The organism is Kitasatospora sp. NBC_01246 (genome assembly GCF_036226505.1).
Lineage (GTDB): Bacteria > Actinomycetota > Actinomycetes > Streptomycetales > Streptomycetaceae > Kitasatospora.
This window is the reverse complement of sequence record NZ_CP108484.1, coordinates 1,257,862-1,275,908: the sequence shown is the minus strand read 5'-3', so window position 1 is coordinate 1,275,908 and position 18,047 is coordinate 1,257,862. Positions and strand designations below refer to the sequence as shown.

18 protein-coding genes are annotated in these 18,047 nt (G+C 74.7%); 10 read left to right on the top strand and 8 right to left on the bottom strand.

Annotated elements, in window-relative coordinates; all coding sequences use genetic code 11:
• Positions 1-102 precede the first annotated feature (102 nt).
• Positions 103-891: a TetR/AcrR family transcriptional regulator gene (locus OG618_RS05770; RefSeq protein WP_329486107.1), complete on the bottom strand. Its 789-nt coding sequence runs from the start codon at positions 889-891 to the stop codon at positions 103-105.
• Between the two features lie 93 nt (positions 892-984).
• Between OG618_RS05770 and OG618_RS05765 the strand changes: the two genes are divergently transcribed.
• Together OG618_RS05765 and OG618_RS05760 are read left to right on the top strand one after the other, a co-directional pair.
• Positions 985-1,839 (top strand): siderophore-interacting protein, encoded by an 855-nt coding sequence (locus tag OG618_RS05765; protein ID WP_329486106.1) that lies wholly within the window; start codon positions 985-987, stop codon positions 1,837-1,839.
• Positions 1,840-2,113: 274 nt separating this feature from the next.
• Positions 2,114-3,085 carry an alpha/beta fold hydrolase gene (locus OG618_RS05760; protein WP_329492021.1) on the top strand — a complete coding sequence of 324 codons (972 nt, stop codon included), beginning with the start codon at positions 2,114-2,116 and terminating at the stop codon, positions 3,083-3,085.
• A gap of 84 nt (positions 3,086-3,169) precedes the next feature.
• Here OG618_RS05760 and OG618_RS05755 read toward each other — a convergent pair whose 3' ends face one another.
• The 3 genes from OG618_RS05755 to OG618_RS05745 all read right to left on the bottom strand — a co-directional run bounded on the left by OG618_RS05755 (position 3,170) and on the right by OG618_RS05745 (position 6,628).
• Positions 3,170-4,645 (bottom strand): VWA domain-containing protein, encoded by a 1,476-nt coding sequence (locus tag OG618_RS05755; protein ID WP_329486105.1) that lies wholly within the window; start codon positions 4,643-4,645, stop codon positions 3,170-3,172.
• A complete protein-coding gene (locus OG618_RS05750) occupies positions 4,642-5,514 on the bottom strand; it encodes an AAA family ATPase (RefSeq protein WP_329486104.1) in 873 nt (290 codons plus the stop codon). Before OG618_RS05750 ends, OG618_RS05755 begins: the two co-directional genes overlap by 4 nt.
• Positions 5,515-5,956: 442 nt before the next feature.
• Entirely contained in the window at positions 5,957-6,628 is a 672-nt protein-coding gene (locus tag OG618_RS05745) for a Tat pathway signal sequence domain protein (RefSeq protein ID WP_329486103.1), read from the bottom strand.
• 408 nt (positions 6,629-7,036) lie between these two features.
• Here OG618_RS05745 and OG618_RS05740 point away from each other — a divergent pair, with 408 nt between their 5' ends.
• The 4 genes from OG618_RS05740 to OG618_RS05725 all read left to right on the top strand — a co-directional run bounded on the left by OG618_RS05740 (position 7,037) and on the right by OG618_RS05725 (position 9,750).
• The gene (locus OG618_RS05740; RefSeq protein ID WP_329486102.1) at positions 7,037-7,876 is read left to right on the top strand and encodes a TetR/AcrR family transcriptional regulator; all 840 of its coding nucleotides are present in this window, start codon (positions 7,037-7,039) and stop codon (positions 7,874-7,876) included.
• A 138-nt stretch (positions 7,877-8,014) separates the two neighbouring features.
• A complete protein-coding gene (locus OG618_RS05735; protein ID WP_329486101.1) occupies positions 8,015-8,662 on the top strand; it encodes a DUF6230 family protein in 648 nt (215 codons plus the stop codon).
• A gap of 212 nt (positions 8,663-8,874) precedes the next feature.
• Positions 8,875-9,312, top strand: a complete 438-nt coding sequence (locus OG618_RS05730; RefSeq protein WP_329492020.1) for a DUF6114 domain-containing protein — start codon at positions 8,875-8,877, stop codon at positions 9,310-9,312.
• Between the two features lie 138 nt (positions 9,313-9,450).
• Positions 9,451-9,750 carry a hypothetical protein gene (locus OG618_RS05725; RefSeq protein ID WP_329486100.1) on the top strand — a complete coding sequence of 100 codons (300 nt, stop codon included), beginning with the start codon at positions 9,451-9,453 and terminating at the stop codon, positions 9,748-9,750.
• Positions 9,751-9,765: 15 nt separating this feature from the next.
• Here OG618_RS05725 and OG618_RS05720 read toward each other — a convergent pair whose 3' ends face one another.
• Entirely contained in the window at positions 9,766-11,187 is a 1,422-nt protein-coding gene (locus OG618_RS05720) for a selenium-binding protein SBP56-related protein (RefSeq protein WP_329486099.1), read from the bottom strand.
• Between the two features lie 268 nt (positions 11,188-11,455).
• On the opposite strand from OG618_RS05720, the gene OG618_RS05715 reads away from it, so the two are divergent.
• From OG618_RS05715 to OG618_RS05705, 3 genes are all read left to right on the top strand, one after another.
• Positions 11,456-12,412: an alpha/beta hydrolase gene (locus OG618_RS05715; RefSeq protein WP_329486098.1), complete on the top strand. Its 957-nt coding sequence runs from the start codon at positions 11,456-11,458 to the stop codon at positions 12,410-12,412.
• A complete protein-coding gene (locus OG618_RS05710; protein WP_329486097.1) occupies positions 12,409-13,278 on the top strand; it encodes a spermidine synthase in 870 nt (289 codons plus the stop codon). The genes OG618_RS05715 and OG618_RS05710 overlap by 4 nt, the downstream gene beginning before the upstream one ends.
• A gap of 115 nt (positions 13,279-13,393) precedes the next feature.
• Complete coding sequence (locus tag OG618_RS05705) at positions 13,394-14,221, top strand: class I SAM-dependent methyltransferase (RefSeq protein WP_329486096.1); 828 nt, start codon at positions 13,394-13,396, stop codon at positions 14,219-14,221.
• A gap of 138 nt (positions 14,222-14,359) precedes the next feature.
• Here the strand turns inward: OG618_RS05705 and OG618_RS05700 are convergent, their stop codons facing one another.
• Both OG618_RS05700 and OG618_RS05695 read right to left on the bottom strand, forming a co-directional pair.
• Positions 14,360-14,785 (bottom strand): DUF427 domain-containing protein, encoded by a 426-nt coding sequence (locus tag OG618_RS05700; RefSeq protein WP_329486095.1) that lies wholly within the window; start codon positions 14,783-14,785, stop codon positions 14,360-14,362.
• Positions 14,778-16,253: an MFS transporter gene (locus OG618_RS05695; RefSeq protein ID WP_329486094.1), complete on the bottom strand. Its 1,476-nt coding sequence runs from the start codon at positions 16,251-16,253 to the stop codon at positions 14,778-14,780. Before OG618_RS05695 ends, OG618_RS05700 begins: the two co-directional genes overlap by 8 nt.
• Positions 16,254-16,373: 120 nt before the next feature.
• Between OG618_RS05695 and OG618_RS05690 the strand changes: the two genes are divergently transcribed.
• Complete coding sequence (locus OG618_RS05690) at positions 16,374-16,907, top strand: winged helix-turn-helix transcriptional regulator (RefSeq protein ID WP_329486093.1); 534 nt, start codon at positions 16,374-16,376, stop codon at positions 16,905-16,907.
• 137 nt (positions 16,908-17,044) lie between these two features.
• Here the strand turns inward: OG618_RS05690 and OG618_RS05685 are convergent, their stop codons facing one another.
• The gene (locus OG618_RS05685) at positions 17,045-18,046 is read right to left on the bottom strand and encodes a methyltransferase (protein ID WP_329486092.1); all 1,002 of its coding nucleotides are present in this window, start codon (positions 18,044-18,046) and stop codon (positions 17,045-17,047) included.
• Position 18,047: the final 1 nt, after the last annotated feature.

The following is an 18,047-nucleotide window of genomic DNA, read 5'->3' as shown; positions in this document are numbered from 1 at the left end:
GTGACCGGTGGAGCGCCCGCCTACGCTGATCGGTGACCGGGCGTACCCGCTCAGACCAACCGTCACCTGGGCAGCGGACAGTGCCGGTGGGCCCGCCGGGCGCTACGACCGGGCGGCGGCCGCCTCGACACCGTCGAGGAGGACGGCGAGCCCGGTGCGGAAGGCCTCGCGGGTCCGTTCCTCCAGGTCACCGGCGCCGTCCCCGGCCTCGGGGGCGCCCCCGGCGCTCTCCAGCGCGGTCAGCAGTGGGAAGCGCTCCGCGAAGTCCGGTGCGAGGGACGCGAGTTGGGTGGACCGCGCGTACCACCACTCCTCGTCGGCGACCCCGGTGTCCACGGCCGCGGCACGGGCCTCGGCGGCGGTCCGGGCCATTCCGCGGACCAGCTGCCAGAGGGCGGCGACCACGCCGCGCAGCTGTCGGGGTGCCAGACCGGCGCCGTCCAGGATCCGCAGCACCGCCTCCATCGCGCCCAGCTCGGCCGGGCCGAGGACCGGCCGGGCCTGGGAGATCTGCAGGACCCACGGGTGCCGCAGGTAGCAGGTGAAGGCCTCCTCGGCCCAGGCGGTGGCGGCGGCCCGCCAGCCCGCGGCGGGGTCGTGGCCGGTGGGCAGCTCGGCGAGCACCCGATCGTGCATCAGGTCGAGCAGCTCGGCCTTGCCCGGTACGTACGTGTACAGGGCCATCGCGGTGCGGCCGAGCCGTTGGCCGACCGCGCGCATGGACAGCGCGGCCATCCCCTCGGCGTCGGCGACCGCGATCCCGGCCGTCACGATCGCGTCCACGCTGAGGGCGGGCTTGGGGCCGCTGCGCCCGGCGCGCCGCTCCTCCGGCCCGCGCCAGAGCAGGGACATCGAGCTGTGGGGGTCACCCTGGCCCGCGAAGACGGTCACGGTAGCGAACTCCTTATGCCGTAAAGTATCCTCGTCGAGGTAATCGCTTATGGCGTAAGGTTATCAGTGGAGCCGAAACCGGAGGGTCCGACGGTGGCATTGCCCGTCACATACATCCAGGTCGTCGCGGTCGAGCGGGTCACCCCGCGGACGGCCCGCATCACCTTCGAGGCCGATGCGCTCGACGACAGCGTCGGCCGCACCCCCGACCAGCAGATCAAACTCTGCTTCCCCAAGCCCGGCCGGACCGAGCCCGTGCTGCCCGGCGGCGGCGACGATCCGACGGGCTGGTACCAGGCCTACCTGGCCGTCCCGGAGGACGAGCGGCCGTGGATGCGCAGCTTCACCGTCCGCGGCCGGCGGCCCGGCACCCGGCGGCTGGAGGTCGACTTCGTGCTGCACGGCGACGGCGGCCCGGCGAGCGCCTGGGCGGACCGTGCCCGGCCGGGCGACCGGCTCGGCATGGTCGGCCCCTCCGAGCTGTACGCCCGGCCCGTCCCGCTCGCCACCGCCGTCGCCGGGGCCGACTGGGTCCTGCTGGCCGGGGACGAGACGGCGCTGCCCGCGATCGCCACCCTGCTGGCGGCGCTGCCCGCCGGGATCCGGGCGGTGGTGTACGCCGAGGTGGCCGACGAGGCGGAGCGGCAGCCGCTGGCCACCCCGGCCGACCTGACGGTGCGCTGGGTGTACCGCGACGGCGCCGCCCCCGGCGGTCCGCTGACCGACGCGGTCCGCGCCGCCGACCTGCCCGGCGGTACGCCGTTCGCCTGGCTGGCCGGGGAGGCCTCGGCGGTCCGGGCGATCCGGCGCCACCTGGTGGAGGAGCGCGGACTGGCCAAGGCGTCGGTGGAGTTCGCCGGGTACTGGCGCCACCGGCTCACCCAGGACGACGCGCCCACCGCCGAGGACTTCGCCGACGCGCAGGAGAAGCTCGCGCAGGCCGGGTGACCCCACCCCGGGGCGCGGCCGCGGGAGGGGGAGATCCGGGGGTTCCCGCGGCGTTCCGCTGGGCAGGGTGGATAGCGACCGGTCGGACGTCATCCGTCCGGCGGCGATCCGGACGGCGTGAGGAACAGGGGTGGGCGACGTGACCAGGGACACCGGCGAGGCCTTCGGCGAGCGGACCGGCGGCGGGCAGGTGGGCGGCGGGCGGACCGGCGGCGGGGCGAACGGCGCCGCGCGCGAGGCCGGCTCCGCCTACGGGGACCTCGCGTACGGCGACATCACGCACCGCGACATCGAGGTGAACGGCGTCCGGCTCCACCTCGCCGAACAGGGGGAGGGCCCGCTCCTCCTGCTGCTGCACGGCTTCCCGGAGAGCTGGTACTCGTGGCGGCACCAGTTCGCCCCGCTGGCCGCCGCCGGCTACCGGGTGGTCGCCCCCGACCAGCGCGGCTACGCCCGCAGCGAGCGGCCCGCGGCCGTCGACGCTTACACCCTGCTCCACCTGGTCGGTGACGTCACGGCCCTGATCGCCGCGCTCGGCGAGGGGCCCGCGGTGCTGGTCGGCCACGACTGGGGCGCACCGGTCGCCTGGTCGACCGCCGCGCTCCGCCCCGACCTGGTGCGCGGGGTCGCCGGGCTGAGCGTGCCGCCGCTGCCGGTCTCCGGGCTGCCGCCGCTCGCACTGTCCAGGGAGCGGTTCGGCGAGGGCTTCTACCAGATCTACTTCCAGCGGCCCGGGGTGGCCGACGCCGAGTTCGCCCGGGACCCGGGCTCGACCTTCCGCCGCGTCCTGTTCAGCGGCTCCGGCGACCGCCCCGGCGCCGAGCGGCCGCAGGCCTGGGTCGTCCCCGACGGGCAGACGCTGCTGGACACCGTCCCGGAGCCGGAGAAGCTGCCGGACTGGCTCACCGAGGAGGACATCGCGGCCTTCGTCGCCGACTACGCCGGGCACGGCGAGCACGCCTTCACCGGTCCGCTGAACTGGTACCGCAACATCGACCGCAACAACGAACTGCTCACCGCCTTCGCCGGGCGCGGCATCGACGTGCCCGCGCTCTACGTGGCGGGGGACCGGGACATGGTGTCGGCGCTGATCGGCCCGGACGCGCTGCGCGGGATCCTGGAGCGCCTCACCCCCAGGCTGTACGGGCACGTCACGCTCCCCGGCGCGGGCCACTGGACGCAGCAGGAGAGGCCGGCCGAGGTCACTGCCGCCCTGCTGGACTTCCTGCGCGGGCTGGACGGCTGACGCTCCCGCGGGCTCGGAACCGGAACCGGAACCGGAACCGGAACCGGAGCCCGCGCCCGGCGGCGCCGGCCGCTCCCCGGCCGGTCAGACCGGGAGCAGCCGGGCGATCAGCTCGCCCAGCCGGCGGGCGTTGCGGCAGGAGTGCATCTCCACCACCTCCCCGTACGCGGTCGCCGCCGAGTCGCCGCCGCCCCACAGCGAGGGCTGCTCCGGGTTGAGCCAGTACACCCGCCGTGCCCGCCCGGCGATCCGGCGCAGGGCGGACAGGTTCGGGTCGCGGTGGTTGTTGCGGGCGTCACCGAGGATCAGCACGCTGGTGCGCGGGCCGACCGCGTCCAGGTGCCGGTCGGCGAACTCGCCCAGGGCGGAGCCGTAGTCGCTGTTGCCGTGATGGCCCATCACCTTGGCCTCGGTGAGGATGCGCCGGGCCAGCCCGGCCGGATCGGCCCCGCTGCCCGCCAGCAGCTCGGTGACCTCCGCGGTGCGGTTGACGAAGGCGAACACCCGGACCTTGCTGAACTGCTCGCTCATCGCGCGGACCAGCAGCATGGTGAAGTCGGCGAAGCCGGCCACCGAGCCGGAGACGTCGCAGAGCAGCACGATCTCCGGGCGGGCCGGCCGGCGCAGCCGGTAGGCGGGGCGCAACGGCACGCCCCCGGTGGACAGCGAGCGGCGCAGGGTGCGGCGGAGGTCGATCTGCCCACGGGCCGCGCGCCGCCGCCGGGCGGCCAGCCGGGTGGCCAGCTTCCGGGCCAACGGGTGGACGGTGCGGCGCAGTTCGGTGAGCTGGTCGCGGCCGGCCGCGAGGAAGTCGATCCGGTCGGCGCTGGGTGCGACGGCCCGTTCGGCGATCCGCTCGGTGCCGCGTACCTCGGCCACCCGGCGGCGGGCCTCGGTGCCGACCATGGCGCGGAAGGCCTGGACGCGGCGGCGGATCTCGTCGGCGAGGAGGCCGTCGGAGAGGTCGGCCGGGGTGTCCGCCGCGGCGCCCGCGCGCAGCGCCGCCAGGACGCGGGCCAGCAGGGTCTCGGGGGCGAGCCGGCCGAGGGTCTGGTGGGCGGACCAGCCGTCAGAGCCGGGTACCGAGCCGGCGCCGTAGCGGCCGAACGCGGCCACCGCCTCGCCGGCCAGCCGGGCCTGGGCGGCCCGGTCGTCGGCGGCGAGGGCGGCGGCGAGGCGCTCGCGCAGGTCCTCGCGCACGGGGTCGGCCAGATCGCGGGCGGCGGCCCGGGCGTCGTCGGCGTTCTCGGGGCCGTCCGGGGACGGGCCGCCGCGGGCCGACTCCGGGGCGCCCACCCCGAGCGGGAAGAAGAGGTCGAAGGTGGCGTCGTAGACGGCCCGCTGTGCCTCGGAGCGCAGCAGCGCGGCGGCCAGGCCGGCCCGCAGCTGCTCCCGGTCGGTGAGGCCCAGCACGTCGAGGACGGCCGCCGCGTCGACGGTCTCGGCCGGACCGGCCCGCAGCCCGTGCCCGCGCAGGGCCCGGACCAGCCCGGTCAGCCGGCCCGCGAGGTCGGCGGCCCCGGTGGTCGCGGCCGCCGCGGGGGCGGGGCGGTCCGTCATGCCGGGGTGAGCTTCCGGGTGGCCTTCAGGATGTCGTCCTGGTGCTTGAGGATCACCCCGAGGGTGTCCCGGACCACCGCCTCGTCCAGGGTGTCCGCGCCGAGCGCCAGCAGGGTGCGGGCCCAGTCGATGGTCTCGGCCACCGACGGCGCCTTGCGCAGGCCCATCGCCCGCAGCGCGCCGACCACCCGGACGAGCGACTCGGCCAGCGTCGCGTCCAGGCCGGGGACCTTGAGCCGGACGATCCGGCGCTCCAGTTCGGCGTCCGGGTAGTCGAGGTGGAGGAAGAGGCAGCGCCGGCGCAGCGCCTCGGAGAGCTCTCGGGTGGCGTTGGAGGTGAGCAGGACGAAGGGCCGCCGGGTCGCGGTGATGGTGCCCAGCTCCGGCACGGTGACCTGGAAGTCGCTCAGCACCTCCAGCAGCAGGGCCTCGACCTCGACGTCGGCCTTGTCCATCTCGTCGATCAGCAGCACGGTCGGCTCGTCGCCGCGGATGGCGGTCAGCAGTGGCCGGGTGAGGAGGAACTCCTCGCCGAAGATGTCGGTGCGGGCCTGGTCCCAGCCCTCGTCCCGGCCGGCGGTGATCCGTAGCAACTGCTTGGCGTGGTTCCACTCGTAGAGCGCGCGGGCCTCGTCGATGCCCTCGTAGCACTGCAGCCGGACCAGACGTGCCCGGTTGATCTCGGCCACCGCCTTGGCGAGTTCGGTCTTGCCGACCCCGGCGGGGCCCTCGACCAGCAGGGGCTTGCCCAGGCGGTCGGCCAGGAAGACGGTGGTGGCCACCGCGGTGGAGGCCAGGTAGCCGGTTTCGGCCAGTTGGGCGGCCGCGTGCTCCGCCGACTCGAAGAACCCCGTGCCGTCGCCGCCCATGTGCCCCACTCCCGTCGGTCCGTCCGTGCAGCAGCACCCTACCGGCCGGTCACTTCGCCGTCCCGGGGCTCCGGCGAGCACGGGTCCGAATCCGGATCACCGACGGGCCGTCATACGCCCCGTCGATGATCCGTGACCGAATCGAAGGCGGGAATCCAGCCGGCCGGTAGGTATTCAGAAGGCCGCCTACGGCTACCGGATCCGCAATTCCTTCCGCGACCGCTGCCTGGTGGCCTGGTCGGGCGACACCTCCCCGGGCTCCAAGCTGACCCAGTCCGACTGTGTCCCGGAGTGCGCGGACCAGGTCTGGGCGCTCTGACGCCCGGCTGACCGGAACCATCCGCGGGCGTGGCGGTCCCGAGCAGGGGGGAGCGGCGTGCGGCAGTCATGACTGCCGCACGCCGCTCCCCGTCGTCTTCCGCCTACTGCTGTGCGCAGAGGGTCAGTTGATGTAGACGTGCGGGTTGCCCGCGACCGAGCTGTCGATCACCGGCCCGTAGGTGGCGGTGAAGTAGCCGGTGGCGAAGCAGGTGCTCGGGCCGGACACCTTGGCGAACGCCTGGGAGGCGAACCCGATGGTCTGGCCGGCGTTGTCGGTGGTGCCGGAGATGCTGCCGGGCGCGCGGTAGACGCAGGTGGTGGTACCGAGGATGGTGTTCAGCACGACCGTGGTCTGCAGCGGACCGGCCGCCGTCGGGCTGAGCGTCACGGGGTTGCCGGCCGCGTCGCTGACCGAGTTGGTGTACGGCAGGTTGTTGACCGTGATGCTCTTGACGCCGGTGACACCGATGACGTTCGCGGTGCAGGAGCTGAAGGTGTGGCTGTTGAGGCTCTCGGTGGCCACGCCCGGGGCCGCCGGGTTGCTGGTCACCGTGGCGGAGAAGGCGGAGACGGCGCACTTGATGCCGCTCGTGCCGGTGGCACTGGAGTAGAAGGTGGCGTAGCTGCCGGGGACCAGGTTGGCGGTCAGGACGTCGCCGACGGCGACGGCGGGGCCGCCGACGGAGGTGTGGGTCAGCACGGCTGAACCGGCGGCCTGGGCCGGGGTGACGGCTGCGGTCGCCAGGGCGACGGCGGCCAGGGCCGCGGCGCCGAGGGTGCGGCTGATGCGCATGAGGGTGCCTCTCTCCGTACGAGCTGGGTGGGGGAGCCCGCGGATTCGCGCTGGGATCGCGCGGCGGGAGCTGCCGCGGTGCACGCGGCAGGGTGGAGCGGAGTGGGGGTGCTGAGAACCTGCGGACACGCGTCCGGTGCCGTCGGCGGGCCCGGCGCCACGGGCCCCGCCGTCCGGCGAGGAGGTGCGGGAGGTGCGGTGGTGCGGGGGACCGCGGCGGTGCGGGCCGTGCGATGAGGTGCCTGAGTGGTGCACGTCGACGGCTGCCACCGCCGGGCATGCGTTCGCCATACTGAACAGTCGGAACGCGTGGAGGTTTCCGTCGGCTCAGCGCCGTTCGATTGGAAACCTGCGAGTGTTGTAAACCAGCCCTTGCGTCAATGTCAATACTGAGCACAGGAGTTGGCGATGGACCTGGATGCCGTTCACGGTGCCGAGGCACTGCTGCTGCCCGGGGCGCGGACCGGCCGTGACCCGGCGCGGTCGATCAAGCGCGGCCCGAGCCGGCTGCCCCCCGGCGTGGTCGCCGCCACCCAGCGGGAACGCCTGCTCGACGGGCTGGTCCACACCGTGGCCGAGCACGGCTACCAGCGGGCGACGGTGAGCGACATCTGCCGCGCGGCCGGGGTGACCAGGCCGGTCTTCTACGAGCTGTTCAGCGGCAAGGAGGACGCCTTCCTGGCCACCCACCGGCACGGCACCGGCGTGGTGATCCGACGGATGGCGGCGGCCTTCGCGGCGGCCCCGAACTGGTGCGCCGGGATCCACGACGCCCTGCGCGCGATGCTCGACCTGCTGGCCCGCGTCCCCGCCTTCGCCACCATGGCGGTGATCGAGGTGGAGTCGGTCGGCCCGGCCGGCCGCCGTGAGCGCGAGCAACTCCTCACCCGGTTCCGGGCGTTCTTCGCCGAGGTGCCCCCACTGCCGTGCGGCGTCGAGGCGCAGCCGCTGGTGGACGCGGTGGTCGGTGGCGTCTACAGCACCCTCTACCGCTGTGTCGACGCCGGCCGGACCGGCGAACTCCCGGCCGAACTGCCGATGTTGAGCCTGTTCTGCCTGGCGCCCTTCCTCGGTCCGGAGGAGGCCGCCCGGCGGCTGGCCGCGGCTCAGGACCTGGTGCCGGCGCCTGCCTTGGCTCCCGTCCCGGCTCCCGTTCCGGCTTCGGAACCGGCCCTGGAAGCGGGCCCTTCGGTCGCGGACGATGATCCTTCGTGCACCCGTATTGACCCGCCGTCTACTGAGCAGTAGCTTCCCAGTAATCCATCTGCGGTCCGACCGGGCCCGCCCCGCTGCCGAGGGGCGGCCCACCCGGCCGGACCGCAGAACGCTGTCCGCGCCAGGACAACGTGCCAGTGCCTGCACATCCCACCACCCTAGGGAGCACACATGGCCACGTCCGATGACGCCGCCCCCACGCCCGAAAGCACCGACGCGCCCGTCGAGTCGAGAGGGCGGGTCCGCCTCCGGCGCACCGCCCTGATGGCGGTACCGGCCGTCGTCGCCGGCGCCGTCCTGATGACCCTCACCGCGCAGGGCGTCCTCGCCGCCCAGTTCGCCATCTCCGGCATGCCGTTCACCGTCACGGCGGACAGTCTGGAGGGCGTCGGCTTCGAACAGTTCGGCAGCCTGGACCACATGATCGAGGGCAGCCCCAACGAGGGTGACACCGGCGGGCAGGTCCTGGTCGCCGTCTCGGCGATCAAGCAGGCCCAGCTCACCAAGCTCTGCCAGAGCGTCGACCTCGGCGGCATCAATCTGCTGATCAAGGCCGGCGACGACGGCACCCCCGTCACCGCCACCGACCTGACCACCGACTCGGACATGCTCTCCGGTGACGCGTCCTTCAAGAACATCGAGATCGGCGGGGACGCCAGCACCTACACCAAGGCGGGCGTCCAGGGCCTGCCGGGCGTGTTCGGGCAACAGGCCGACACCGTCACCATCAACAACCTGCGGCAGCACAACTACGCCACCACCGCCGGTGCGTTCAAGCTCCCCCACCTGCGGCTGAGCTTCAGCTCGGAGGGCTGCTGACGGTGACCGATCCTGTACCCGACGGCGCCGGCCCGGCCGGGCGGGGCGCCGATGCCGCGGAGGCCGGGGCGGCCGTCGTCGCCGGGGTGTCCGGTGCCGGCGGTGGCTCCGCTGCTCCGGGCGCTTCCAGTGCTTCCGGTGCTTCCGGTGCTTCCGGCGCCGACGCTGCCGCGAGCACGGTGGCCGTCGCGCCCCCACCGCCGTCGACGCCCGTGGCGTCCGCCGGTCCCGCCGGGCCGTCGCTCACCGGGCGTGGCTGGCGCGCCTGGCGGGGCCGGCGGCCGTTCTGGGGCGGTCTGCTGGTGCTGCTGGGCGGCGCCGAGGTCCTCTTCACGCTGAAGGCACCGCTGCCGGTCATCCTGCACATCGGGATGCAGGGGATGGCCGGCTACCTGGTACCGGCCGTGATGGCGATCTGCGGGGTGCTGATCCTGTTCAACCCGGCCCAGCGGCTGTTCTACTCCGTGCTCGCGGTGATCAGCTCGCTGGCCAGCTGGGTCACCTCCAACCTGGGGGGCTTCCTGATCGGCATGATCCTCGGAGTGGTGGGTGCCTGCCTGACCTTCGGGTGGCTGCCCGACCAGCCCCCACGCCGGCGCCGGCTGCGCCGCGCGACCGGGGGCGAAGCGGCCGGCCCGGCCGGAGCCTGAGCCGGGCCGGCGACGGCGCGGCGTCCCGCCTGCGGTGAAGGGAGAGCACCGGAGGCGGGACGCCGCGCCCGTCAGGGTGCCGCCCCTGGTGCGGACGGCGGGGGCGGAAGTCCTGAACACGGGGGCCCGACGAGGCCGGTGGGCCGGTCCGGCCGGGCCGGCCAGTACGGCACGGTGGAACACCCGCGGCTGCCGCACAGCTGGCGGCAGTACGCGATGGGCTGCCCGCCGGGGGAAGCGGACAACGAGGTGGGGTTCGAGGTGCGCCGCAGTGGTCCGGGCGGCGTCGGCGAGGGCCTGGTCGAGCACACCGCCGTCGGCGACGCACTGCGGCTCGGCCCGCCGCTGCCCGGGGAGGACCCACGCGACCCGCGGCCGGTCGCCACCGGTCTGCCGCCCGCCCGCGACCGCCATGGCCCGCTCCAGGCGCGGCGCTGAGCCCCGGCCCCGACCTCAGCGGAAGCAGTACGAGTCCGAGGAGGCGTCGCCGCCCGCCAGGTGGGTCTGGTGCACCCGCAGACCGCCGAACTCCGCGCCGTGCGGGTAGAAGTGCGGGTCGACGCTGAGTCCGCCCGCCTCGGTGTCCGCGTCCAGCTTGATGATCCAGGGCTCGATGCCGTCCGGGTAGAACTGGTCGTCCCAGGCGCCGTACAGCGAGTTGGTGAGGTAGAGCCGCCGGCCGTCCCGGCTGATCTCGACCATCTGCGGGCCACCGCTCAGCGGTCGGCCGGGCTCGGCCGGGTGCGGCGTCCGCGCGGCCACCCCGCCGAGCCGCACCGAGCCCGCCGGGCGCGGGTGGAACGGGTCCGAGACGTCGAACTGGAACAACTCCCCGGTGCCCCAGGCGGACACGTACAACCAGCGGTCGTCCACCGACAGGTTGAGGTCCGTCACCAGCGGCGGCACCGCGCCGAACGGTTGCAGCGCCGGCGGCAGGTCCTCCGGCTTCGCCGGCTCGGCCGGTATCTCGATCACCTTGCGCGCGGTGAAGGCCGCCCCCTCCCGGTACCAGAGCCAGACCGAGGAGGAGAGGTCCTCGACGTTGGCCACCACGCCGACGAAGCCCCACTCCGCCTGCGGGTCGTGCGCCGGCCGCAGCTCCAGCACCATCTGGTACTGGTCGCCGAGGTCGACCCGCTGCAGGTGCCGCCCCGAGTCGAGCTCCCAGAAGTGCAGCGCGTGCCCGTACTTGCGGCCCAGCAGCAGCTCCGGCACCACGCCGTCCTCGACCATCCACGGCGTGCCCCACTCGCTGGTGACGCCCACGTTGGTCCCCAGGTGCCACCAGACGTCGTAGGCGAAGTGCTGCGGTCCGCGCTCCGTCTCCCAGGCCCGCAGGACGTCGAAGGTGGTGTGGTCGAGCAGCGCCACCCCGCCCGGCCCGTCGGCGCCGTCCCCGCTGCCGAGGCAGGACAGGAAGACGCCGTCCGGCCCGCAGTGCAGCGTGTGCGGGCGGGAGTACCCCGCTCTGGCCGCCAGCTCCTCGGCCGGGACGGTCTTCACCAGCCGCGGCCGCACCGGGTCCGGCCGGGTGTCCATCACGTGCAGCCGGGAGGAGCGCAGCCCGGGCAGCAGCAGGTAGCGCCGCTCCGGGTTCCGGTGGCAGGCGTGCGCGAGCGCGCTGGAGCAGGCGTTCCAGCCGAAGTGGTGCAGCTCGTCACCGAGCCCCGGCAGCTCGGCGAAGTTCAGCACCCGGCCGTAGCTCGGCGAGGCCGGATCGGTGTCCACGGTGATCAGCGCGTCCGGCCGCTGCGCCGACCGGTCGAATCCGGCGACGTAGGCCAGCCGCTCCGGCGGTGCGGCGATCGCCTCCGCCGCTGTGCGGTAGAGGGAGGGGTCGCGGGGGCCCGGCTGCGGATGGTCTCCGTGCGGCATGTTCGCTCCTCAACTCGCCTCGCGGGCAAGGAAGGTGACAGTGGCCCGGGCAGCGTGTCACAGAACCGCGGGCGCACAGCAGGCGCATCGGGGGCGGAGCAGTCCGGTCCGGCCCCGCCGCGCGGCCCGCCGGCGCGGTCCGCCGGACCTTTCGCCGCGCCCGGGGGCGGCGCCCGCCGAGCAGGGCGGAGCTACCGGCCGGTATCGTCGGTGCTCCGGATGGGCGGTCCTGCCACGGCAGGCGGAGCAGAGAACGGGTACGGCGGACATGGAGTTCCGAGAAGACATCCTGGGTGCCCCCTACGAGGCGGTCGAGCTGCCGCTCGCCCCCGACGAGGAGGGCGCCGTCAGCGCCACCCTGGTACGCCGGCTCGTCCCGGGCAGCGACCGCGCGGTGCTCTACGTCCACGGGTACGTGGACTACTTCTTCCAGACCCACCTCGCCGACCACTTCGTCGAGCGCGGCTTCTCCTTCTACGCCCTCGACCTGCGCAAGTACGGCCGCTCGCTGCGCCCGCACCAGTCGCCGAACTTCGTCCGCGACCTCGCCGCCTACGACGAGGAACTCGACGCCGCAGTGCGGGTCGTCCGGGAGACCGACGGGCACCGCGAACTGCTGGTCAACGGCCACTCCACCGGCGGCCTGGTGACCGCCCTGTGGGCCGGGCGCCGCGCCGGGCGGGGCGTGGTCGACGGACTCTTCCTCAACAGCCCGTTCCTCTCGATGCCCGCCGCCCCGGCCGTCCGCACCCTCGGCGGCCCCGCCGTGCAGGCCCTCGGCCGCCTCGCCGCCACCCGCAAGCTGCCCTCCACGCTCAACCCGCACTACGTGCACAGCCTGCACCGCGACCACCGCGGCGAATGGGACTTCGACCTGGGCCTCAAGCCGGCCGAGGGCTTCCCGCTCTACGCCGGCTGGCTGGCCGCCATCGACCGCGGCCAGCGCCGCGTCCGGCGCGGGCTCGGCATCGACGTCCCCGTGCTGCTGATGGCCTCCACCGCCTCGATCGCCACCACCACCTGGCAGGCCGGGCTGCACCACGCCGACGCCGTGCTGCGGGCCGACGACATCGCCGCCCAGGGCCCGCGCCTGGGCCGGCACGTCACGATCGTGCGGATCGAGGACGGCATGCACGACCTCGTGCTGTCCGGCGAGTCCGCCCGCACCCTGGTCTTCACCGAGCTCGACCGCTGGCTCGGCGCCTACCTGCCGGCGTCCGGATGAACCCGCCGGGCCCGCACGAGGAGGAGCCGGTCCCGGTCGGGCGGCCGACCGACCTCGGGTACGCCAAGCTCATGCCCGACATCGACCGCGACGGCGGCTGGCTGCTGACCCTCGACGGCACCCCGCAGTCCTACGTCGACCTCGGCGACCCGACCCACCTGGAGTTCGAGTACACCCGGCGGATCGGCCACCTGGTCGACGCCCTCGCCCCCGCCGGGCGGCCGGTCGACGTGCTCCACCTGGGCGGCGGCGCCCTCACCCTGCCCCGCTACCTCGCCGCCACCCGCCCCGGCTCGCGCCAGCGGGTGGCCGAGGTCGACGGCCCGCTGCTCGCGTTCGTCGAGGAGCACCTGCCGTGGCAGGGCCCGGGGGCGGACATCACGACGACGGTCGGCGACGCGCGGGCGGCCCTGGCGGCCGTCCCGGCCGGCTCGCTGGACCTCGTCGTCGCCGACGTCTTCCACGGGTCGCGCACCCCGGCGCACCTCACCTCGGTGGAGTTCCTCCGGCTGGCGGCCGCCGCACTGCGCCCCGGCGGCTGCTACGCCGCCAACCTCGCGGACGGCCCGCCGCTCGCCTTCGCCCGCGCCCAGGCGGCGACGGTGCGCGCCGTCTTCCCGCAGGCCTGCCTGATCGCCGAGGCGCCGGTGCTGCGCGGCCGCCGCTACGGCAACATCCTGCTGGCCGGCTCCACCGGTCCGCTCCCGGTGGCCGACCTCTCGCGCCGTCTCGCCGCGGACATCTTCCCCGCCCGGCTCACCGAGGGCGCCGACCTGGCCGCCTTCACCGGCCGCACGGCGGCGGTCACCGACGCCGCGGCGACGGACTCCCCGCCGCCCCCGGACGGCGCCTTCAGCGTCGGCTGACGGGCTGCCGCGCGCCCGGCGCGCCGGAGCGCCGCGCGCCCTGGTTCACGCCCCGCGGTGTCAGAATCGGCGGGTCCGAGCCAGGAGCACGTCCGAGAGTCCGAGGGAGCGCGTGATGAGCAGCGGCGAGCGGCCCGAGCTGGGGGAAGTGCCGGAGACGGCCCTGTGGACGCTCTGGCACCGGGCGGTGGAGGCCCGGCGGCCGGACACCGTGCTCGACGACCCGAAGGCCGTCGAGCTGGTCGAGCGGATCGACTTCCCCTTCGCCGAGCGCTTCGGCGCGAGCGCCCTGTCCGCCCAGCTCCAGGCGCTCCGGGCGGCCTGCTTCGACCGCGAGGTCGCCGACTTCCTGGCCCGGGAGCCGCGCGGAACCGTGGTCTGCCTGGGCGAGGGGCTGGAGACCCAGTACTGGCGGGTCGACAACGGGCGGGCCCGGTGGCTCACCGTGGACCTGCCCGAGTCGGTGGCCCTGCGCGAGCAACTGCTCTCGCCCGGCCCGCGCCAGCGCTACCTGGCCGCCGATGCCACCGAGCTGGGCTGGACCGAGGAGGTGGACCGCGACCAGGCGGTCCTGATCACCACCCAGGGCCTGCTGATGTACCTCCCGCCGCCCCGGGTGAAGGCCCTGATCGCGGGCTGCGCCGAACGCTTCCCCGGCGGCTCGCTGGTGCTGGACGCCGTACCGCGCTGGTTCAGCCGGCTCACCCTGACCGGGAGGATGCGCTCCCACGACTACGAGCCGCCGCCGATGCCGTGGGCGATGGACGCCCGCGAGCGGGGCGGGCTGCGCACCGCGAGTCCGGCGGTGGCCGCGGTGCGCGACGTCCGGCCGGTCGGCGCCCGAGGCCTGCTCGGGGTCCTCCTCCCGCTCGCCCTCACCGTCCCACCGCTGGCCACCCACCGCCCCTCGGTCACCGTCCTGGACTTCGCCGGGCAGCCGTAGCCGGCGGGATCCCGCGGTGGATCAGGAGGGGGCCTCGGCATTAGCGAGGCGCCTTGGCCCAGCGCCGTCCCCGGTGTGAGACGCCGTCAGGCCCGCCCCCGGGTGGGGCGGGCCTGACGGCGCCGGGGTGACCCGGGGTCAGTCGGAGGGCTCGACGTCGATGTCGACGCGTTCCTGGTAGAAGGCGATCAGCCCGGTCAGGGCCTCCATGCCGCTCAGCGGGACGGGGTAGGACCAGGCGATGGAGCCGCCCTCGCCGTGGGAGGCGAGCGCGTAGTGCACGGCGTTGCCCTTGTAGGGGCAGTAGGTGCTCTCCCAGGAGGGGGCGAGCAGTTCGCGGCGCACGTCCTCGGGCGGGATGTAGTAGCGGACGGGGTAGCGGCCCTCCAGGACCACGATCGGCCGCTGGCTGTCGGCGAGCACGGTGTCACCGGCGCGCACGACGATCCGGCCGCGTCCGGGCTCCACCAGGATGCCGGCGTTGATGTGGTGCACGGAGCCGGCGGCGGAGAGGTCCGGGGCGGCGCCGGGCCGGGTGCCGTGGTCGGCGCGCTGGTCAGCCACGGGACACCGCCGGGCTCTGGACCGTGCCCGCCGCGCCCGCGCCGCCCGCGGTGCCGCCGGGTGGCGGTGCGGCGGCGGGGGTGCGGGCTTCGGCGAAGCGCGCCCACAGGGCCACACCCGCCCCTACCGCGCACAGCACCGCGGCGACCAGGACGGCGTGGTCGGTCCCGGCGGCCATCGCGTAGCGCGGCCCGCGGTCGTCGGTCGCCTGGCCGGCGACGGTCAGCGTGATGGCGACGCCGAGGGCCGAACCCAGGTAGCGGGCGGTGTTGTTGGCGCCCGAACCCATGGCCGCGCGGTCGGCGGGCACGCTGCTGACGGCCAGCCGGGCGAGGGCCGCGTTGAGGACGCCGCTGCCGACGCCGGCGAGCACCAGGCCGGGGGCGAAGTGCGTCCAGGAGCCGTCGGGGGTCATGCCGTAGAGGGCGGCCTCGCCGATGCCGCACAGCAGCAGGGAGGCGGCGACCTGGGTGGTGGCGGACATCCGGTTGGCGAGGCGGCGGGCCTGGAGGGCGGAGACGACGGACAGGCCGGACCAGATCGCGAGCACCAGGGAGGCCACCAGGGGGGTCTCCCCGGCGGACTTCTGGAGGGCCATCGGCAGGTAGCTCATCAGGCCGACGATGGCCAGGCCGGTGAACAGCGCGCCGCCGCTGGAGGCGATGAAGCCGGGGCTGCGGAACAGCGCGAGGTCGAGCATCGGTTCGGCGATCCTGGCCTCGACCAGGACGAACAGCAAGAGCAGCAGCACGCCGAGGCCGAGCAGGAGCAGGACGGGGGTGCGGCCCCAGCCGTGCCGGCCCTCGGCGAGGCCGGCGATGAGGCAGGAGGCACCGGCGCCGAGGGTGGCGACGCCCAGCAGGTCGAGCTTGCGGGGCCGGTCGTTGCGGGACTCCTGCAAGCCGTACGCGGTGAGCGCGATCAGCAGGGCGGACAGCACCGAGAGCACCCAGTACACCGAGCGCCAGCCGCCGGCGCGCTCCAGCAGCGCCGCGTAGACCGGGCCGACGGCGATGCCCAGGCCCACCGAGGCGCCCCACATGCCGAGCGCCCGCACCCGGCCGGGGCCGACCGGGTAGACGTGGCCGATCAGGCCGAGGGTGGGGGCGAGCACGGCCGCCGCGGCACAGCCCTGGAGGACGCGGCCGATCAGGAACTGGGTGGGGCCGGTGGCGGCCGCGGAGACGGCGGTGGAGATCAGGAGCAGCACCGCGCCGGCGCCGAAGACCCGCTTGCGGCCGTAGTCGTCGGCGGCACTGCCCATGGTGAGGAGCAGGGCGGCCAGGCCGACCAGGGTGCCGGTGAGCACCCAGGTCTGGGCGGAGGAGCCGAGGCCGAGGTCGGCGGCGGTGGGCGACAGGGTGGTGAGCGGGGAGGTGTAGTCGACGAGGACGAGGAGGGTGCCGAAGGCGGCGATCGAGAGGGTGAGGGCCGGGCGGCGGCCCTGGGGCGGCGGGCTGGGCGTCATCGGGGTGGTCCTCGCTGCGATGGGAGGTGGGAGAGGGTGCGATCTAAGGTCTGTTCATTGAACTCAACTGAATCTATCACGCCGGGTTCGGTGAAGGAACCTTCGGCTAGACTGGTCCGCATGGCGCTCGGAACCGATTACGCACAGCAGGACTGCTCGCTCGCCCGGGCGCTGGAGGTGGTGGGGGAGCGCTGGAGTCTGCTGATCGTCCGCGACGCCTTCTACGGGGTCCACCGCTTCAACGACTTCCTCGCTCACCTCGACATCCCGCGTGCGGTCCTCACCAGCCGTCTGCAGGCCCTGGTGGCCGCGGGCGTGCTGCACAAGGAGCCCTACCAGAGCTCCCCGGTGCGCTACGGCTACGTCCTGACGGCGGCCGGGCGCGAGCTGTGGCAGCCGATCTACGGGCTGGCGCAGTGGGGGGAGCGCAACGCCTCCAGCGGCGGGCCGCGCACGGTCTTCAGCCACGCGGCCTGCGGGACGCGGCTCGACCCGCTGGGCGCCTGCCCGGTGTGCGGCGGAGTGGTCGCTCCCGAGCACATCACGATGCAGCCGGGCCCGAGCGCACAGGCCCGGCTGCGCCAGGACCCGGTCTCGCGCGCGCTGGCCAAGCCGCACCGGCTGTTGACGCTGGTGTCGCCCGACGCGGACTGACCCGCCGGCCCGGCGCACGCGCGAACGCCCGCCCGCCCGGCCCCGGAGGGCTGGGCAGGCGGGTCCGTCCGGCGCCGGCCGCGCCCGCGCGGCCCGGCAGGGTGGCAACGGCGAGGTCCTGGGTCCGGGGTACAGGGTCAGCGCGGCTCGGCGACCAGCAGCCGGCTGTCCAGCGGCAGGTCGTGGACCGCCGCGAGGGTGAAGCCGGCCCGCTCCAGCAGGCCGGAGTACTCCGCGGTGCTGCGCTCGAAGCCGCCGGCGATGGCGAGCATGTGGACGTCGAACCAGGCGGCCAGGGACGGGGTCCCGTCCTCGGGGATGACGCGCTCGATGATCAACAGGGCGCCGTCGGCGGTGACGGCCTCGCGGATGCGCTCCAGCACCCGGACGCACGCCTCGTCGTCGCGTCCGTGCAGGACGCGCGAGAGCAGGTAGACGTCACTGCCGGCGGGGACCTTCTCGTAGTAGTCGCCGCTCTCGAAGCCGATGCGGTCGGCGTCGGGGGAGTCGGCGAGCTCCGTGCGGGCGGCTTCGATGACGTGCGCGGTGTCGAACAGGACGCCGGTCAGGGCGGGGTGGGCGCGCAGCACGGTGGTGAGCAGGGCGCCGTTGCCGCCGGCTATGTCGACGACGGTACGGGCGCGGGAGAAGTCGTAGAGACCGGGGACGGGCTCGAAGAAGGAGGAGCTGGCGGCCATCGCCCGGTCGAAGCGGGCGGTGAGCTCGGGGGTGCGGGCGAAGTAGGGGTACATGGCGGCGCCGTGGACGTGTTCGAAGGCGTTCTCGCCGGTGCGCACGGTGTGCAGCAACTGGCCCCAGCCGGCGTAGAACTCGTCGCCGTAGAGCAGGGCGAGGTCGCGCATGGAGCCGTGCTCCTCGGTGCGCAGGGTGCGGCCCAGGTCGGTGGTCCGGTAGCGGCCGTCGGCGTCGGTGGCCAGCACGTCGAGCTCGACGAGGAAGCGCAGCAGCCGGGTCAGCGAGGGCTGGTGGGTGTCGGTGCGCTCGGCGAGTTCGGCGGCGGTGGCGGGCTCGGCGGCCAGGAGGTCGGCCAGGCCCAGGGTGGCGGCGGTGTGCACGGCCTGGGTGGCCCAGGGGCCGATGAGCAGGTCCATCATGCGGCGGGCGGCGGTGTCGGTCATC

Excerpts from the sequence above, each read along its gene's own strand:
- OG618_RS05715 (WP_329486098.1), top strand. The coding sequence starts at position 11,456 with ATGGAGTTCCGAGAAGACATCCTGGGTGCCCCCTACGAGGCGGTCGAG.
- OG618_RS05690 (WP_329486093.1), top strand. The coding sequence starts at position 16,374 with ATGGCGCTCGGAACCGATTACGCACAGCAGGACTGCTCGCTCGCCCGG.
- OG618_RS05710 (WP_329486097.1), top strand. The coding sequence starts at position 12,409 with ATGAACCCGCCGGGCCCGCACGAGGAGGAGCCGGTCCCGGTCGGGCGG.
- OG618_RS05705 (WP_329486096.1), top strand. The coding sequence starts at position 13,394 with ATGAGCAGCGGCGAGCGGCCCGAGCTGGGGGAAGTGCCGGAGACGGCC.
- OG618_RS05750 (WP_329486104.1), bottom strand. The coding sequence starts at position 5,514 with ATGGGCGGCGACGGCACGGGGTTCTTCGAGTCGGCGGAGCACGCGGCC.
- OG618_RS05745 (WP_329486103.1), bottom strand. The coding sequence starts at position 6,628 with ATGCGCATCAGCCGCACCCTCGGCGCCGCGGCCCTGGCCGCCGTCGCC.
- OG618_RS05740 (WP_329486102.1), top strand. The coding sequence starts at position 7,037 with ATGGACCTGGATGCCGTTCACGGTGCCGAGGCACTGCTGCTGCCCGGG.
- OG618_RS05720 (WP_329486099.1), bottom strand. The coding sequence starts at position 11,187 with ATGCCGCACGGAGACCATCCGCAGCCGGGCCCCCGCGACCCCTCCCTC.
- OG618_RS05735 (WP_329486101.1), top strand. The coding sequence starts at position 8,015 with ATGGCCACGTCCGATGACGCCGCCCCCACGCCCGAAAGCACCGACGCG.
- OG618_RS05695 (WP_329486094.1), bottom strand. The coding sequence starts at position 16,253 with ATGACGCCCAGCCCGCCGCCCCAGGGCCGCCGCCCGGCCCTCACCCTC.
- OG618_RS05685 (WP_329486092.1), bottom strand. The coding sequence starts at position 18,046 with ATGACCGACACCGCCGCCCGCCGCATGATGGACCTGCTCATCGGCCCC.
- OG618_RS05755 (WP_329486105.1), bottom strand. The coding sequence starts at position 4,645 with ATGACGGACCGCCCCGCCCCCGCGGCGGCCGCGACCACCGGGGCCGCC.